This window comes from Suttonella sp. R2A3, from assembly GCF_021513215.1.
Lineage (GTDB): Bacteria > Pseudomonadota > Gammaproteobacteria > Cardiobacteriales > Cardiobacteriaceae > JAHUUI01.
On record NZ_CP090975.1, the window covers coordinates 849,698 to 866,716 of the forward strand.

Annotated in this window: 16 protein-coding genes and 2 pseudogenes; all 18 read right to left on the reverse strand. The window is 39.7% G+C overall.

What is annotated here, in order from left to right; genetic code table 11:
* Window positions 1-59 precede the first annotated feature (59 nt).
* Complete coding sequence (locus L0B52_RS04015) at window positions 60-1,112, reverse strand: nucleotidyltransferase family protein (RefSeq protein WP_235065260.1); 1,053 nt, start codon at window positions 1,110-1,112, stop codon at window positions 60-62.
* A 366-nt stretch (window positions 1,113-1,478) separates the two neighbouring features.
* Window positions 1,479-2,465: a Gfo/Idh/MocA family protein gene (locus tag L0B52_RS04020; protein ID WP_235065261.1), complete on the reverse strand. Its 987-nt coding sequence runs from the start codon at window positions 2,463-2,465 to the stop codon at window positions 1,479-1,481.
* Between the two features lie 11 nt (window positions 2,466-2,476).
* Window positions 2,477-3,493, reverse strand: coding sequence for a Gfo/Idh/MocA family protein (locus L0B52_RS04025; RefSeq protein WP_235065262.1), 1,017 nt, complete (start codon window positions 3,491-3,493; stop codon window positions 2,477-2,479).
* Between the two features lie 500 nt (window positions 3,494-3,993).
* Window positions 3,994-4,344 carry a hypothetical protein gene (locus L0B52_RS04030; protein ID WP_235065266.1) on the reverse strand — a complete coding sequence of 117 codons (351 nt, stop codon included), beginning with the start codon at window positions 4,342-4,344 and terminating at the stop codon, window positions 3,994-3,996.
* 512 nt (window positions 4,345-4,856) lie between these two features.
* Window positions 4,857-5,087, reverse strand: a pseudogene (locus L0B52_RS04035) (transposase); the annotation flags it as partial.
* 151 nt (window positions 5,088-5,238) lie between these two features.
* Window positions 5,239-5,397 (reverse strand): CBS domain-containing protein, encoded by a 159-nt coding sequence (locus L0B52_RS09685; RefSeq protein ID WP_409202299.1) that lies wholly within the window; start codon window positions 5,395-5,397, stop codon window positions 5,239-5,241.
* Window positions 5,394-6,056, reverse strand: coding sequence for a PIG-L deacetylase family protein (locus L0B52_RS04040; protein ID WP_235065267.1), 663 nt, complete (start codon window positions 6,054-6,056; stop codon window positions 5,394-5,396). The genes L0B52_RS09685 and L0B52_RS04040 overlap by 4 nt, the downstream gene beginning before the upstream one ends.
* Complete coding sequence (locus tag L0B52_RS04045; protein WP_235065268.1) at window positions 6,053-6,931, reverse strand: formyltransferase family protein; 879 nt, start codon at window positions 6,929-6,931, stop codon at window positions 6,053-6,055. The genes L0B52_RS04040 and L0B52_RS04045 overlap by 4 nt, the downstream gene beginning before the upstream one ends.
* Before the next feature lies 1 nt (window position 6,932).
* Window positions 6,933-8,090, reverse strand: coding sequence for a UDP-N-acetylglucosamine 2-epimerase (gene neuC / locus L0B52_RS04050; RefSeq protein WP_235065269.1), 1,158 nt, complete (start codon window positions 8,088-8,090; stop codon window positions 6,933-6,935).
* The gene (gene neuB, locus L0B52_RS04055; protein WP_235065270.1) at window positions 8,087-9,088 is read right to left on the reverse strand and encodes an N-acetylneuraminate synthase; all 1,002 of its coding nucleotides are present in this window, start codon (window positions 9,086-9,088) and stop codon (window positions 8,087-8,089) included. Before neuB ends, neuC begins: the two co-directional genes overlap by 4 nt.
* Window positions 9,089-9,097: 9 nt before the next feature.
* Window positions 9,098-10,090 carry a peptidoglycan bridge formation glycyltransferase FemA/FemB family protein gene (locus L0B52_RS04060; RefSeq protein ID WP_235065272.1) on the reverse strand — a complete coding sequence of 331 codons (993 nt, stop codon included), beginning with the start codon at window positions 10,088-10,090 and terminating at the stop codon, window positions 9,098-9,100.
* 248 nt (window positions 10,091-10,338) lie between these two features.
* Window positions 10,339-10,752, reverse strand: coding sequence for a bifunctional 2-polyprenyl-6-hydroxyphenol methylase/3-demethylubiquinol 3-O-methyltransferase UbiG (locus L0B52_RS04065; RefSeq protein ID WP_235065273.1), 414 nt, complete (start codon window positions 10,750-10,752; stop codon window positions 10,339-10,341).
* An 18-nt stretch (window positions 10,753-10,770) separates the two neighbouring features.
* Window positions 10,771-11,908, reverse strand: a pseudogene (locus L0B52_RS04070) (LegC family aminotransferase).
* 2 nt (window positions 11,909-11,910) lie between these two features.
* Window positions 11,911-13,092 (reverse strand): UDP-N-acetylglucosamine 4,6-dehydratase, encoded by a 1,182-nt coding sequence (locus L0B52_RS04075; protein ID WP_235065275.1) that lies wholly within the window; start codon window positions 13,090-13,092, stop codon window positions 11,911-11,913.
* A complete protein-coding gene (locus L0B52_RS04080) occupies window positions 13,085-14,362 on the reverse strand; it encodes a lipopolysaccharide biosynthesis protein (protein WP_235065276.1) in 1,278 nt (425 codons plus the stop codon). Before L0B52_RS04080 ends, L0B52_RS04075 begins: the two co-directional genes overlap by 8 nt.
* Window positions 14,362-15,468 carry a DegT/DnrJ/EryC1/StrS aminotransferase family protein gene (locus L0B52_RS04085; protein WP_235065277.1) on the reverse strand — a complete coding sequence of 369 codons (1,107 nt, stop codon included), beginning with the start codon at window positions 15,466-15,468 and terminating at the stop codon, window positions 14,362-14,364. The genes L0B52_RS04080 and L0B52_RS04085 overlap by 1 nt, the downstream gene beginning before the upstream one ends.
* Before the next feature lie 2 nt (window positions 15,469-15,470).
* On the reverse strand, window positions 15,471-16,055 hold the full coding sequence (locus L0B52_RS04090) for an acyltransferase (RefSeq protein WP_235065279.1): 585 nt from the start codon (window positions 16,053-16,055) through the stop codon (window positions 15,471-15,473).
* Window positions 16,052-16,999 (reverse strand): Gfo/Idh/MocA family protein, encoded by a 948-nt coding sequence (locus L0B52_RS04095; protein WP_235065281.1) that lies wholly within the window; start codon window positions 16,997-16,999, stop codon window positions 16,052-16,054. The genes L0B52_RS04090 and L0B52_RS04095 overlap by 4 nt, the downstream gene beginning before the upstream one ends.
* Window positions 17,000-17,019 lie beyond the last annotated feature (20 nt).

Genomic DNA, 17,019 nt, shown 5'->3' on the forward strand with positions numbered 1-17,019 from the left:
CGTTTGCTCCCACCTCTGGCTGGAATGATTGCAAGATATTTTTTTCTCTATTCATATAATTATTTAAAATAAATCTCTATATCTTTTTGCGCTTTTTGATAATCTTTCATTTGCCCTATATCCAACCAATAATCATAGCTGGTGAATGTACCGATACGCTTATTGTTTTCACGATGTTGCTCTAGCAAAGTGGGTAAATCTATTCGTTGATCAACTTCAACAGATTTAACAATTTCAGAGCTAATTACATAAATACCCGTGTTGATTTTATAGTGGTATGTTGGCTTTTCAACCATATTGATAATCAGCTGATTTTCTGTTTCTATAACGCCAAAAGGGACACGGTGCTCATCTTCGCGCACACACACTGTGGCATCAAAGTTGTTATCGATATGGTGTTGCAAAATCTGTGCATAATTAAGCTTTGTCAGCACATCACCATTCACCATAATAATGGGTAAATCAATTAAATCATTTGGTAATAACCCCAGTGCCCCACCTGTTCCTAGTGGCTTTTCTTCATGAATATATTGAATATTAACACCCCAAGCTTTGCCATCCTTAAAATAATCTCTAATCACTTCTGGTAAATAGTGTGTAGAGATATAAAAGTTTTTAAAGCCATGCATTTTAAACTGATTTATTAAGCGCTCCAGCATCGGCTTGTCACCAACCCTAAGCATAGGTTTTGGGCAGTGGTCGGTAAAAGGTTTTAATCGAGTACCAAAACCACCAGCCATAATAAAAACGGGATTTTCCCGTTTTTCTACAACTATCGCCTGGTGCAGTGTCTCTAAACCATACACTTTTTTGTTAGTGTCAACAATAGGAATTGCATTTAAATCATATTCAGACATCAACTGCAGCCGTTGTTCTCTTGATGAATTTATATCAGCTGTTATTGGCTGAACGTTCATTACAAGGTTTGCGGCATCTTCCATATTACTGTCAGCTAATAAAGCACGACGGATATCGCCATCGGTAATCGTACCTAAAAGTTTGTTTTCATTATCAACCAACATGCAAATACGCAATGACTCTTTATCAAGGCTACGCATAGCTTCTCGAATAGTGGCATTAAGAGGAATTAATGTACTCTTCCAATTTCTCATTTTTTAATCTATTAGTAACCATGAATACTAAATATCATAGGATTATTTTAGAACAGCTTCTTAATTATTGCCTTTACCAAAAATTTGTCAATGGCAGGTTCAAATAACCTCATTTGTCATTACCCTAATTTGCTTTTTTACTCTAATACTTCACTCATAACTGGTATAACTCTCGTTCTCTAATTATATCCGAGCGCAGGAAAACCAGCTTTTTACTATAATCACTAGATATTTCCCCACTTCCGATTATACCAGCTAGTATTTTCCATACAACTAATGCCAACCAACACACCTTTCCTAAAACGGAAAGGTGTACAATTCAAATACAGTTACATAACAAATAACGAACTGAATACATTTTATTTTTCAATCATTGTTGTCCAATAGGTTATTGTCATGACCATAAATTGCCGCAATCAGCTGCATCGTTTTAAATGAATCTGCAAGTGTAGGCAACTTAGCCACTTTCCCTTTCGCTGCGGCAACAGCTTGACTGGCCTGATACAAAAATCCAGGCTTATAATTCGAATCCGCAGAATCAATTGGAAATGCAGTCACCCCCCTTTGGCCTCTCAATTGTTCTGTTGCTTGTTCAAGTGGTCGCATTTCCAATCGCCGTTGCCCAGTCGACACTGACACTGCCCAAGGGCCTGGACCTTGCCAGTTAGCTTCATACAGCCCTACGTCACCACTGGAATAATTAATCTTAGCAACCACGTATCCTGGACTATCTGGGTCCCATGGAATGATAGACTCCACTTGGGTGACACTACCTCTACACAAAGTATTGAAGTAATCAATCAAGTGTATGGAGTTGCCATACATCAAATTATTAGCGACCTCTAAAGGGTGTCCATGAACGTTACGTGCCGCTTCTTGATCTTGTTGATCAAGCACAGTAACGAATCGCTTCTCTGAGGAATTTTGCTCCAGACGATCCAGCACCTGCCGCGTACTTGATAATGCACGGCGATTGAGCCCCACATAGACATTACAATCAGCCTCTGCAGCAGCTTTGTAGATATCACCTGCCTCTTTATAATTTATCCCAGCTGGCTTTTCCAACAAAACTAACCACGGTTGACGAAAACACTCGAATGCCACATCGCGCATAGCTGATATACTAACTGCAACAACGACTATATCTGCTTGTGTCTGCATAAATAACTCTGCAACGGAAGCGTAATAACACATGGATGGATGTTGCTGACACAATTTATTCGCACGCTCTTTTGTTCGACTGTGAATACCACACAGCTCAACATCTGGCAACGCTGCAAAGGCTTTAGCATGTTGTGTTGCCATACTTCCAGCACCAATTAGCGCCACTTTAACTTTTTTCTTTTGAGACATATTTTAACTCCTTATGCCCAAGGAAATTTTCTAGTATTACCCTTCACTTGAGAAACTTCAACAAGCACAGAGTCTTGTTCAGCTGATAATTGCGCCGCAACTAATGCACAAACCACATTACGCCCACAATCACCATCTGGAAATGAGCCTTCCTCAAACATGCACTGCCATATTGCTTGTGTGGCAGCAAGCACATCTATTGGCTTAATCTCCTCCAAATATTCATCAAAAGGCAAACCGTATCGAGTTGTTGGCATTGTTCGGCTCTCTTCTTTTCTGTGTACGCAACGCAACTTTCCCGCTAATTCATCCACATACACTTGGCCGTACTTGCAATTATAGATAGCAGAAATGCCATGCCCTAGATCGCCACCCAATTCGATATAAGCACGCATACCGTTTTCCAATACAGCACGTAATTGGCCAGACCGATCTTTATACTGATCACCCCGAGGGTTTGGCACGGTTACAGTGTCCGCCCAAAACTGCACAGCTTTCGTTAAGCTTCCATTACTCATATAACGCAGCATTTCAAAATAGTGCGAAGCATTCATCGCCAAACCAAAGTTTGCACCAGATATAATAATACCGCGTAATCCACCCAATGCAGGGGACTCTACAAGCTTTTTGACTGATACATATTCCTCTAGAAAACGCTGTGGGTGATTAACCGCCAGCTGGGTACCAGATTGACGACAGGCCGCAATCATTTGGTCACACTCATCTACTGAGACAGCCATTGGCTTCTCGCAGAGCACATACTTCAAACCTGCTTGCGCTGCTTGAATAACATACTCGCAATGACTAGGCGCCGTAGAGGCGACGACCAATCCATCCAAATTAGTATCCGTCAACAACGCTTCAGCAGAATCAAAAACCTGCTTATCAGATAGGCCAAACTCATCAACTGCCGTACTAATGGATGCTGGTTGTGGATCAAAAATACCAACCAATGTCATACCTAAATTTTCAATAACTTGAATGTGACGCCGCCCCATGGAACCCACACCAATAACCGCCACTCTCATTAATGACCCCTTATGTTGCTATTTAAACAAACCTTATAATTTCAAAATCTATTGGGTTGTCGAAGTCAATAGATTATTTTATAGACATCACACAACCTATTTAGTCGCCAATTCTCACACAAAAACAACTACAAATTAAAATCCTCTATATAATCAGCATCGACCCAATATGCAGATATAAGAAACTATAGCAATTCGTTATATAACTTGCCAACAAGACAAGCCTCTTGCTCTATTTTTACGCCTGCATTAAACAATTCGTTGCTACGGCCAGTTATATTTAGCGTATAAGCTCCTTTACTATTCATTTTTAAAGCTACGAATTGAAAGGACTACAAACCGTCACAGTTTTCATATAAAACGATTCTATTACAGTTACAACTAATTTTTCTATCAGGTGAAAGCACATTGGGCAATCTGTACCAGCTGTTAATACCCTAGTTGACTTTATTCCATTATCTTAAAATTAAGCGCGTTCTGCCCCTATATAGTGCCCAATTTTAATTAGCACCAATCGCCACAATAATACGCTCACATAGTGCACTATGTCCTTTTTCGTTTAGATGATGACCATCACTCATGGTAATCCCCTCATCAGGAAGAGCTATATATCTTGCATTTTTAAGTTGTTTTAATATCGTATTATACCTGCCTACATATTTTTCAATATTTGGAACAGCTTTAATTAGGTCATCACCAAAAATCGTCTCTATAAAAAATACACTACTGCCATCAAACAAACTAACTATCGTAGACATATTCTTAGCATATTGTTTCTCTTTGGTATATCTAATATTTCGAATACGCCGAAAAACTGGCCTATTAATCGCCCTTAATAATATTTTCCCCAATAGTGGCAGCATCCTTATAAACGTCAGCTCTAATTTAGATACAAATCGTGGCGTGCAGTCGACAATTCCAGACTGGACGATAACAATATCTGGGCAAAAATTTATGTAATAATTAGCTTGACGAAGCAACTCACCAGAGGTCCCCCCCCTAAAGATAACTGTTGAACTTCATAGCCATAAGTTTTTAACAATACTGGCCATGTGGCTTCATAACTGCAATATTCTGGAGCATCTCTTGGTAGCGCCAAAGAATCAGATAAAACAAGTACACGTATTGCCATTTTATTTCTCTCTTCATTTATTTGATAAAAGTTCTCAACTGAAAGATAGCGCATTATATGGCACGGTGCGATTAAATCACTAGATATAATCATTTTGTTGTGGGTTTCTAGGCCGAATAAACTTTAGCTCTATCATATTTTAGCCACCCAATTTTCTAACAGATGACTAATGTAGCCTGGGCCATTATCACAACGAATTGCCTGAGGTTTACAGGACAGCTGGCTTTAAAGCTTTTTTTCGATGATACCCTTCAACACGTGGTGTTCTAGGCTGAGGTCGGCATACATCTGCTTAAGGCGGCGGTTTTCCTGTTCTAGCTCTTTTAGGCGCCTGATGTCTGGGACGCTCATGCCGCCATACTTACCCTTCCAGTTGTAGTAGGCCGCATCAGCAATGCCGTATTCCCGGCAAACTTTCTTGACGAGTCGTCCTCCTTCAACTTCTTTGAGGATCTTGACTATCTGTGTTTAGCTATAGCGTGATTTCTTTATTTGTCGTTATCCTGTTGCGCAGTTTACGTCAGAGAACTCTAAATGGGTATTATCTATTTTAGGGGATGGTTACATTACCCCACCATTCTATGAGAAAATTCCACTGAAAACTCCTTTTATCTTATGGAGGAGGGATTACTTCGCCATCTGTCACAGTTCCTAACAACTGCTGCCTGTCATTAACAACCATGCAAATACGCAACGAGCCTTGATCAAGGCACCGCATCGCATCACGGATGCTAGTTTTAGGTGAAAGAAGGATAGATTGCCAGTTTTTCATTGGATAATCTCTTTAAGGAGCATGAAACTTTCAGCGTATTCACAGCCTGCGGAAGCTCCACGAAGAATTGCTAATGCCTTCATGTTTTTATGGCTTCTTGGAAAAGGGTGTTCTCCTATTTCACTTGCAAACACCTGCATAATATCTAACTTCTTTTCAAGATACTCACTTATATCGTTATATACATTTGGTACAAAACTATCTTCTTTAGTGCTTGGCGCAAACTCCGTTTCACTTAGTGTCTCCATCATATAAATTTTTCTAATAAACGGATAACGAAACGATTTGGTACAGCTATATGCCGCATCAAAAATTTTACGGTGGTCACTATGAACATCCGCCTTAAACGGTAAGTAAATAATATTTGGTTGGATTTCTTTAATTACTGCTGAAATTTTGCTAATTAGTTCGCTCATGCTGTATTCATCCACTTGCATCGTTTTTAAACGTAGGTTGTGTACGCTATCAAAGACATAAAGCTGCGTAACCTTATCAATCTCCTGCTCACGTTTATCAAAGTAGTGATGGTTGTCTGGAATTGTTGTACCAATTAACCAATGAATAGCATCCCCTTGCGCCTTATGTTTGAGCAACGTACCACCGCAACCAAGAGTTTCATCATCTGGATGGACAGCGATAACCAAAACCTTGTTATTCATAAATACTCACCTTTTTCTGGCAATTTACTAAATTCATGTCTAATAATCTTCACTGCGCCGTCATAACATTTAATTAACAAGCTCCGTTCGCAATCTAAAACCAAGCCTGGCTCAAGGTTATTTTTATCATACTTAACTTCTTCAATCTCCCATATCTTAACTTCTACTCCATTATGTAGAAGATGCGCTCCAATATATGGTTCTGATAAGCCTCGCACTAAATTATATATTGCACGACTAGACATTCTAAAATCTATCAAGCCATCTTGAGGGGTACGCTTTCTCCAAAGATTTGAAAGCTCATGACGTTGAGGAGTTCTTAAATAATTACCTTTTTTTAAATCCGGCAAAAAATCTTCTATTTGCTTCAAAGCAATATTTGTTATCCTGTTATATAAAGAGAGAGCATTATCTTCATAACCAATACATACTCGCTCTTGGGATAATAAATCCCCATCATCAGCCCCTTCTTCCATAAAGAAAAATGTAGAAGCCGTTTGGTCTAAGCCCAAAATAAGCGACCAAATAATAGGGTGCCTTCCTCTATTTTCAGGTAATGCTGTTGGGTGAAATCCAACAACTCCTATGCTTGTGAGGTTTAATAGTTCTGATTTGATCAATTTTGACCAGCCAAAACAAAAAATAATATCTGGCTCTAATGCTCTAATCCAGCCTATACTTTCTGGTGAATTTATATTAGAAGTATAAATAAAAGGAATATTGTTTTTTTTACATAATGGCGACAAATCCACAAAATCACTGTTAAAGTCTGAGCGCTGCTGTGTACATACACCAACCACTTGCTCATTCTTCCTAATTAGAAGTTCCAATGCCATATAGGAAAATTTTACTGTACCAATTAACAAGATACGCATATTAAACCTTTAAATTATAAAATTTCTTTTTAAGGATATTTTTTAGTTTAGCATCCTTTAGAACCTTAACAATTTTGATGCCTGCTTTTCCTTCACCATAAGGATTTATCGAACTCTTAAGCCTCTGTTGAAGCTGTGAGGAATAAAGTTTATCAAATGCTTTTTGTATTGACTCTTTGGTAGGATCACAGTCAATCACGCTATCTGCCTTAATACGCCCTGCTTGTCGGTCACCAATATTAATTGTACCGATATGAAAGCTTGGTGCTTCAGCGAGCCCGCTAGAACTATTACCCACCATGGCATCGACATATTGCAAAGCGCTTAAATACCTCAACTGCCCCAGTGAAGTAAAACCTACCGCTTTGTGCTTATTATTAGCAACATATCCATCAATCATCTGGTTGATAATACGGCCATCAGTGTCTGAGTTAGCTTTGGTGAAAATTAAATGTGTACCTTCTAATTCATCGAGCGCCTTTAAAAGCTCGGAAAACTGATTCTCAGAAGTCGCACTTTCCAACGTAACAGGGTGAAACGTTATTAATAAATTTTTCTCTGCCAGCTTAAAATCAATCGAATCTTCAAATGCTTCTTTACTCAAAAGTTGCAAACGATGGATATTCTCTATCCCCATTCCACCTACATTAAAGACTCGCGTAGGATCTTCTCCAAGTTGGATAACTCGATTGCAATATTCTTCGGTTGCTGTGAAGTGTAGGTGGCTCATTTTTGTAATACTGTGCCTAATAGATTCATCAATAAGGCCTTCAGTCGTTTCACCACCATGTAAATGCGCTATAGGAATTTTTGCTACCATCGCAGCACTAGCTGCTGCAAAAATCTCATAGCGATCACCTAACAGAACGACAATGTCGGGGTTTAGTTCATCATAAGCTTCAGCAAAACTGATTTGCGCAAGACCAATTGATTTTGAAATACCAACCGCAGTATCAGAAGACAATAGCATTTCAATCTTCTTGTTGATCGTAAATTCTTTTTCTATTTCTTGATAAGTGAGCCCAAATTCTGGGCTAAGGTGCATGCCAGTCACAATCAATTGCAACTCAAACGTTGGCTCAGCCTGAAGTTCTTTCATAAGCCAATATAGCAGCCCATATTCTGCTCGTGTGCCGGTTACTACGCAGATTTTTCTCATATCAAGTCATCCTCTTGATAATCTCGTAGGGCTGCGGTGCCTAATATTTCATCCCAGCACATTGGATTAATGCCTGTTCCAGGGCGTTTAATACAAAGGTTCTCTTCGGTAAATGTATCGCCTTTATTTATTGCTGTTTTAGCCACTAATGACTTGCGTACGATAGGCTTATTCTTTGATTCACTCGGACTAGGCTTTTTCATACTACTACCTAGTGCTATTTCGATATTACGAATGGCTGTAACCATCGCTTTGAGCTCATCAGGCTCTAGGCTTGCTTTATGGTCTGGGCCTTCCATTGTTTTATCTAGAGTGAAATGTTTTTCGATAACTTTAGCGCCCAAAGCAACTGCAGCGATAGGCACTTCGATGCCTCGCGTGTGGTCGCTGTAACCGTAAGCAACATCAAAAGCCTTCCCAATGGTTACCATGGCTTTTAAGTTAACATCTTGCATTGGGGTAGGGTATTCAGTATTTGCATGCAGTATGGTGATATTATTTTTGCTAGTACCTGATTCAATTAATACATCAAGCGCTGTCTCAATTTCACCGAGGTTTGCCATACCCGTAGATAGAATTACCTGCTTTTTCAACCTGCCGATATGCCGCAAATAAGGAAGGTTTGTTATCTCACCACTGGGGATTTTAAATGTTTGAAGGCCCAAGGTGTTTAAGAAGTTAATGCTATCGTGATCAAAAGGGGTAGATAAAAACTCTATATTTTTTTCTTGGCAGTAGGCGATAAGCTCATGATGCATAGCTTCGCTTAGCTCTAACTTTTTGATCATATCAAACTGAGATTCTTCTGAACCTGTGGTTTGTTTTTGGTAGTCGGCTTTTTCAGTATTTTTAGATATACATAGCTCCGTTTTAAATGTTTGGAATTTTACTGCGTCAGCTCCAGATCCAGCTGCAGCGTCAATCAGCTTTTTCGCCAACTCTAAATTTCCATTATGATTAACACCAGCCTCGGCAATAATAAAAGTTTTCTTTTCCATGATATCCACTCACTTCCTATATAGCTGAAATAGTTTAGGCGTTATTTTATCATTATGTTCATTCTGCCACATTTTATTAAGTCGGGCTCTGACCTCCGGCATAAAATCGACCCCCGCAATATAAAAAGGAAGCTTTACATCCGAAAATTTAGACTTGAACTTAAATAAATTATCATTTTCATCCGCAGTTCTTCCACCGCCAAGCATCATCCACCTGCAGCCTTTTTCTTTAGCACGCTCAAATGCGCAGTCCAGCAAGAGATAATTACCGTTTTCTCGCATGAAGCTTTGGTTATTTGCAGAAAGGTGATAATGAGAAATATCGCTACCGTACATAAAAAAACCTGAGGAAACTATATCGTTATCTAGTTTCACTTCAATCAACTCAATCCCACTGATTGAAGACAGACCTTCAAAGTACTCAGGCTTGAAATAATAAAATTCTTCTGCAGAGTTTTTATTCATTGTTAAGTCATACAGTTGTTTGAAATCATCAAAACTCTTACTGCCATATTCATAACTGAGCTTCTTATAAGCTTTACGTAACACATTTCGAGTTGTCTTCGAATACTGAGCCCAGCGTGCCTCTGTACTCAAAGATAAATCAACCATCACCACAGTTCTTTCTTTCAAGATAAAATCAAACAGTGAGCTATGCCGCGACAATGTATTAAAAGGATGAAACCTAATGAACTCGCAAACAATCTTTTCTTTAATACAATGTTGGCGGTAGGCTTCAAAAGCTGAATTTAAAAAAGCAGTATCATTACTATTCGTTAGTGGACCACCATAGCCATATGGCGTTTCCAGATCATAAAGCTCTTCTTCAACAGGAACTCCATAAACATTTTCAATCTTTCGCTTAATTGAATAGAAGGAAATATACTTCTCACCATCTTTAAAAACATAGTCAAATAGCTCTCCATCGCCTGCCAAATAAAGCTTCGAATAACTATCCTGGTAATAAATATCATTAAGCAGATTAAACTTTTTGCAGTTCAATGATCCATTCCTTTATTACATTACCATTCATAAAATTTTCTTCTATACTTCTAATATCTAGTATAATATTATTATCGAGTTTATAAAGTTTTTTAATATCATTATACGTTGTATAACGAGCGAATCCTTTTCCTGCAATTGGACCACTATCTGGAATAACTGCATGATAATCACATTCTTTACCACTAAGCCCCCATGTGCCATCAGCAAAAGTTTGCGATAAAAATTTACCCTTTGTTTTTAACTTCTCAAAACACTTTTCTATGATTTTTTCTAGAATAATAAAATGAATTACAATATAGACTTTCCATATCAATAATGGCATTAAGAGAATTATTTTCAATCTCATCTAAAGTCTTATAATAATCACCACAACTATACTTTAAGACATTTGAATCTATTCTCTCTTCTTCAAATCTTTTTTTCATCGTATTAATAGCACTTTGACTTCCTTCAAGAGCTATAACACTGAATCCTTCTCTTGCGCAAAACCAAAGATTCGCTCCTGTTCCTGAACCAATTTCTAAAATTTTTATCTCTTTTCTATTTGGTACTTTATAAAAGCTTCTTGCAATAAACTTTATAACTGATAAAGCTGGATATTTACCCCATTCATTGTTTGCAAAGATCTCTTCCCACAATATTAAATTTTGATTTTTCATCTTCGCTTCTTAATTAATCTATATCGGCACCGAACTGGGTATATTAACAACATGTTGCTCTAGCCATTTTGCGTTAGTTAGCTCTCCATGCTGGCAGTGCTCAAACATAGGGAGTTCGTTCATAAGGCGCCATATTGGCCGTGTCATTACGCCTTGTTCGTTGCTGGAGGCAAGAAAAGCATTGCGCTCATCAACACTGTTCTAGAATAACTGCCTGTAACCAGTAATTTGATTGACTGTCTGCCGGCTCTTGCACCCAATAAATATCATTTTCTGCGCAAAAGGCTTTGTACTCTTGTGCTAATTTTCTCTTCGCCACTAAAAAGCTATCAAGCTGTTCCATTTGCGCAACCAGTAGCGCAGCATTTAAATTTGGCAGTCGATAATTGTAGCCAATATAATCATGCACATATTCAAACAAATGCGGCATTTTTGCTGTGGTACTTAAGTGCTTTGCTTTTTTTGCCAGTACGTCATCATCGGTGACAATGACACCGCCTCCACCGCTAGTGATGACTTTATTGCCGTTAAAGCTGAATGTGCCTAGTTGGCCAAAAGTACCCGTGTGCTTATTCTTGTAATAACTGCCTAAACTTTCTGCAGCGTCTTCCACCAAAACAAGATGCCACTGTTGGCAAATCTCTGCTATTTCATTTATACGGCAAGGGTGTCCAAAGGTGTGCATTGGAAGGCAAGCTTGAATGACTTTGCCAGAACTTATATTGATGCATTTGCCGTTTTCAACTTTTGCATTTTCAGTCAGAAAATGACGTAGCGCTGTGGGGCTCATACCTAGGGTGTCTTTATCAACATCAATAAAAATAGGCTGTGCACCGCAGTAGCTAATTGCATTTGTGGTTGCAATAAAGGTTAGCGGTTGAGTAATTACTTCAGTATTTTTGTCCGCACCTGCAAGCACCAATGAAAGATGGAGCGCTGCTGTGCCATTCATGGTAGCTACTGCATATTTTGCACCAACATACTCAGCAAATTTACGCTCAAATTCATCAACGAATTTTCCTACACTCGATACAAAGGTAGAATCAATACATTCATTTAAGTATTTTTTTTCATTGCCCATGAAGCGTGGCTCATGCAGCGGAATAAAGTCTTGTTGCGCAAATGCTTCACGGATAAAATCAATAAGAGGCTGCATCGTTACATCTTCCCGTCGAGATATTTTCCGGTTTCTTTATGGCCAAAATCAGGAATCATCTCGAAGAACAATTGTACTATTTCTTCTTTGCTCCATTTTTTTTGCTGCAGCATATTCTCGATGCTACTTTCAAAATATTTAAGTAGCTCTGTGTTGTAATTTACCTCATTTTTGATGACACCAAGGTTAACAAATCGTTCCATATCAAGCGTTTCTTGGTCAGTGAAAAATTCTTCGAAATCTTTTTCGCCAGTAGTGTCACTACTAGTAAACAGACAAGGCCATTTCTTTTCTGCAGGCAAGCTTTTTGCAAGCTCTCGTGCTTCGTCTTCCGATGCACACAAATGCGGCTCATAACCTAATCTTTCTAAGTATTTTTTGGCTATATCAGCAAAAGTGATTAAGTGTAGGTTTTCACTCAGTTTGGGGAAGAAAATATCTCTGTTTTCACCGAATATACAGCTCATTAAGCAGAGCTCGCCAGACTCTTGTGGTGTAACGAAATAACGCTTTATATCATTTGGAGCGACGATAGGTTGCTGCTTTTTTATGCGCTGGTCAAAACCGTGTAATAGAGAACCGTCACTAAAAGCCACATTAGCAAAGCGAGCCATAGAGACCTTTATTTGTTCAGACTTACGCATGACAAACATTTCCATAATGCGCTTGCTAGCCCCCATCATGTTAACTGGGTTAGCCGCTTTGTCTGTACTCACACAAAAATATTTTTTAACGCCTTTATCGATGGACTGTTGTAGGGTTTTATCGGTATTTAAAATATTGGTTTCGATCATGCGCATCAAGGTAAACGGGTCTTTCTCACTGCGTACATGCTTAAGCGCTGAAAGATTAAGCACATAGTCGTACTCACCATCTTGTGCGATAAAGGCATCGTACTCACGGCTACTAATATCAAGCGCAAAGGTCTGAAAATCGCCATCAATATAGCCAAATGAACTTCTGATATCACGAACCAACTCAACCATATTATTTTCACTAAGATCAACAACGTGGAGGGTTTTAGGGTTGCGTTTAAAAATCTCTTTGGTAACTGCCTGACCGATAGAGCCTGCACCGCCTAGCACGAGAAAGCGAGATTGGTGCACTACTTGGTCTAGGTCACCATGGTGGACGAAAAGATCATCATTAAATAAAGCCTGACTACGACCGATCAAATTAAGCATTCTGTTTTACCTTTAAGAATGTCAACCAAGGCATGGGAAGTACCTTGTTAGAAAGAAACCAAGTTGCTAAAAAAAATAAAATTTGCGCAATTAAAAATGCTAACGCAGCACCTTCAATTCCATATATCCTAACCAAAAAATAGGTAAGAGGAATATTTATAATAGCTACAGAAAAAGTGATGATAGCTAGCACTTTCGTTTTCTCAGCATAAAAAATATAATTACCCACTATATTATATAGTGCTGTAAATGCATGAGCCAAACACATATAAATAATTACTGACTTTGCAGCCATAAACCTTTCCCCAACTATGTAGGGCAATCCGATCATGGCTACCAATCCCCAAAGTAAACCCACAACGAGGAAAGCTATCATCATGATATAAGAGTTTTTAACCAGTTTTTCCTTGTTAATTTCAGGGTTTGATAAGTTTTTCATTATCCAGGGTGCATAAACTTTGTTGAATGAATCAGCTAAGAGACTCATAGCTTGGCCAAGTTGTAAACCAACCATGTATATTCCTACTACAGTAATATCTAGCATATTAGCCAGCATAACTCGGTCAGTGCTGACCATTAAAAAACCACCTATAGCATGTGGGATCAAAGGCAGACCAAATAACAAAGCATTTTTAATATCAGACTTGGTATTTTGAGGCTTCACCAAGTAACCTGATCGGGTTACCAATATAAATGCGAGAATCCCAAAAGCCACTGCAGCAACCACTTGCCCTAGTAAACGCCCCTCCCAGAGCAGGCCTATGCTAAAAATAAAGAATAAAGAAAGTCCTGCGTTAACAAAAGTCCTCGAGACTTGTAGGGAGCCGTACTCTTTTGCGGCTCCGGTTACAACCCAGATTGAAAGACGTATTGTGATTAAAAACTGAAAAAATGAGACTGTAACACCGATTAGCATCCACTTGTAAGGTATGCCCACAACGCTTTCAAAATACGAGCCCAGCAATAAAACTGTTAAAAAAACTAAGCTAGCGCTAATTAATAAGAGTATTAAGCAGTTAGTAACGTATTCTGAAAATCGCTTTTGTTCTAACTTGAAGTATTGAACGTTGATAGCACCATGTACACTCAGACCGACAAAAGTATTAGCAAAAGATAGAAAAATGGCGAACATAGCCACTATTCCATAATCTTCGGGTGTTAGGACACGGGTCAGAATGGGCAGCATAAAAAAAGGGATTGCTGCATTTAAAATGTTGGCAAAAAGGAATATGCCTCCTTTTCCTAATAATTTTTTGTTAATAGCAAGCATTAGCTGTTAGCAGCCTTGGTGACTTTCATACGCTGTTCTTCATCCATATACGGATGCATTGGCAAGCTGAATACCGTTTTGGCGAGTTGTTCTGCTACTGGGAAATCACCTTGCTTATAACCCAAGTCTTTAAAAGCGGTTTGTTGGTGCATGCAGGTGCCGTAGTACACCATACTGGGCACACCTTTTTCTTTTAGTTTGGCCATGTGGTGGTCACGATTTTCTGCCACTAGGGTATATTGTGCCCAAGAGCTTACATAGCCTGTTGGCACTAGGGGCGTGTTAAATCTTTCACTTAGGTATTTTTGATAAAAATCAGCTAGGGCATTGCGATTTTTTAGCTCTTGCGGGAAGGCGGCTAGTTTTTCTAACAGGATGGCAGCTTGAATGGTATCTAAACGGCTGTTTACACCAATGCGTACATTGTCGTATTTATCTTGGCCTTTGCCATGTACACGGTAAGACTTGATTAGTTCGGCGTAGTGGTCGTTATTGGTAAATACCGCGCCGCCGTCGCCATAGCAGCCTAGGGTTTTGGCTGGAAAGAAGCTCGTACTAGCAATATCACCAAAGCTGCCGGCACGCTGGCCGTTAATCTCGCCGCCAAAGCCTTGTGCAGAATCGGCAATAATTTTTAGGTCGTATTTATCGGCAATTTCTTGAATGGCTGGGTAGTTAGCGGGTAACCCAAATAGATCAACCGCCATAATAGCTTTAAGCGTTAGTCTGCCTTTTGCCTGTACTGCTTGAATGCGCTTTTCTAAATCGACTGGGCAGATGTTAAAAGTATTAGGGTCTGAATCTACAAACACTGGGGTAGCATTGGCAAAAGCCACAGTTTCTGCAGAAGCGAAGAAGGTAAAGGTAGGTACTAATACTGCATCGCCTTTCCCTATATTTAGTGCCATTAGGGCGAGCGTAAGTGCATCGGTTCCGTTAGCGCATGTGATGGCGTGCTTAACGCCTACGTAGTCGGCAAGCTGCGCCTCTAACTCGGTTACTTCAGGGCCCATGATGTATTGACCATGGTTCAGTACAGCCTGGATGCGTTGGTCTATTTTTGATTTAAGGTGCTGGTACTGAGCAGCTAGGTCGATAAATTGCATGGTTACTCCGCAGAAATTTTACTTAATGTGCCATCAATTAATTTATAGATATCGCCCGTGTGGGTGCAGGTTATTTGGCTATTGCCTGTTAACGGTAAGTCTAGCTGCTCACCAAACTCGCTCATCCAGCCAATTTGCTTAGCAGGTACACCGACCATAAGTGCGTAAGCAGGGACATTTTTATTAACTACTGCGCCTGCGCCTACAAAGGCGTATTCACCGATGGTTATGCCACAGACGATGGTACAGTTAGCGCCTAAGGTAGCGCCTTTTTTAACCAGCGTATCAAGATACTCATTTTTGCGCTCAATGAGTGAGCGTGGGTTATAAACATTGGTGAATACCATGCTAGGACCACAAAATACGCCCTCTTCTAGGTGAACATTGTCGTATACAGACACGTTGTTCTGCACTTTACAGTAGTCACCAATGGTCACTTTGTTGCCAACAAAGACATTTTGCCCCAAAGATACACCCTTACCGATGCGTGCACCACCACACACATGCACAAAGTGCCACACACGTGAGCCTTCGCCTATTTGTGCACCTTCATCAACAATGGCACTTTCGTGCTGATAAAAGCTCATGGCTTTACCTTGGCCAATAAAGGGTGGGCATGTTCTGGGTTTTCAGTGATGGGCTGCAGGCGTAGTTTTTCTACAGTCTCTATAGCGGTGCGGTTTTCTTCCAAACCATAGCCTTTACCCGCTAATATGTTTTTATAGCTTTCGGTGTGCAGCTCGGTAAAACCACCGGAAAACTCTAATTCTTCACCTTCGATGGTAATGCTGCGGTAGGTGAGCTTTTCGCCTTTGACCGCGTTGCTAGGTAAGTTGTTAGCATCGATCGATAAGAACCAGCGCACACGTGCACGCTCATATTCTAAGTAGCCAGCGCTAGTTTGTTCGTCACGATAATGTACTTCTGCTTTAACGATCTTGCCAAAGATAAAATGCAGCATGTCGTAAAAATGCACACCAATATTGGTCGCAACGCCACCAGATTTTTCATCAAGGCCCTTCCACGACTTCATGTACCATTTACCGCGTGAGGTTAAGTAGGTGAGGTCTACATCAAAGATTTTATCTTTTGGCGCAGCAGCGACTTTCTCACGCAATGCGACAATCGCATGATGCAGGCGCAGCTGTAAGATGGAATAGACTTTAGCACCGTATTTTTTTTCATATTCAGCGAGCATGTCTATATCTTGTGAATGCAGCACCAAAGGCTTTTCACAGATCACATCTATGCCATTCATCAAGGCATATTTCATGTGTGGGGCATGTAGGTAATTTGGTGAACAGATAGAGACGTAATCTAATTTATTACCTTGGAATTTCTGATCGTCAACGTAGGCGGCGAATGATTCAAACTCGGTAAAAAATTCAGCTTCAGGAAAATGACTGTCCATGATACCCACAGAGTCATTAACATCCATCGCTACAACTAAGTTATTCCCAGTGTCTTTAATCGCTTTTAAATGGCGAGGTGCGATATAGCCAGCCGCACCAATCAGTGCAAAATTCTTCATATGATGCCTTTCATGAATGG

Excerpts from the sequence above, each read along its gene's own strand:
- L0B52_RS04015 (WP_235065260.1), bottom strand. The coding sequence starts at position 1,112 with ATGAGAAATTGGAAGAGTACATTAATTCCTCTTAATGCCACTATTCGA.
- L0B52_RS04020 (WP_235065261.1), bottom strand. The coding sequence starts at position 2,465 with ATGTCTCAAAAGAAAAAAGTTAAAGTGGCGCTAATTGGTGCTGGAAGT.
- L0B52_RS04025 (WP_235065262.1), bottom strand. The coding sequence starts at position 3,493 with ATGAGAGTGGCGGTTATTGGTGTGGGTTCCATGGGGCGGCGTCACATT.
- L0B52_RS09685 (WP_409202299.1), bottom strand. The coding sequence starts at position 5,397 with ATGAAAAACTGGCAATCTATCCTTCTTTCACCTAAAACTAGCATCCGT.
- L0B52_RS04040 (WP_235065267.1), bottom strand. The coding sequence starts at position 6,056 with ATGAATAACAAGGTTTTGGTTATCGCTGTCCATCCAGATGATGAAACT.
- L0B52_RS04045 (WP_235065268.1), bottom strand. The coding sequence starts at position 6,931 with ATGCGTATCTTGTTAATTGGTACAGTAAAATTTTCCTATATGGCATTG.
- neuC (WP_235065269.1), bottom strand. The coding sequence starts at position 8,090 with ATGAGAAAAATCTGCGTAGTAACCGGCACACGAGCAGAATATGGGCTG.
- neuB (WP_235065270.1), bottom strand. The coding sequence starts at position 9,088 with ATGGAAAAGAAAACTTTTATTATTGCCGAGGCTGGTGTTAATCATAAT.
- L0B52_RS04065 (WP_235065273.1), bottom strand. The coding sequence starts at position 10,752 with ATGAAAAATCAAAATTTAATATTGTGGGAAGAGATCTTTGCAAACAAT.
- L0B52_RS04075 (WP_235065275.1), bottom strand. The coding sequence starts at position 13,092 with ATGCTTAATTTGATCGGTCGTAGTCAGGCTTTATTTAATGATGATCTT.
- L0B52_RS04080 (WP_235065276.1), bottom strand. The coding sequence starts at position 14,362 with ATGCTTGCTATTAACAAAAAATTATTAGGAAAAGGAGGCATATTCCTT.
- L0B52_RS04085 (WP_235065277.1), bottom strand. The coding sequence starts at position 15,468 with ATGCAATTTATCGACCTAGCTGCTCAGTACCAGCACCTTAAATCAAAA.
- L0B52_RS04090 (WP_235065279.1), bottom strand. The coding sequence starts at position 16,055 with ATGAGCTTTTATCAGCACGAAAGTGCCATTGTTGATGAAGGTGCACAA.
- L0B52_RS04095 (WP_235065281.1), bottom strand. The coding sequence starts at position 16,999 with ATGAAGAATTTTGCACTGATTGGTGCGGCTGGCTATATCGCACCTCGC.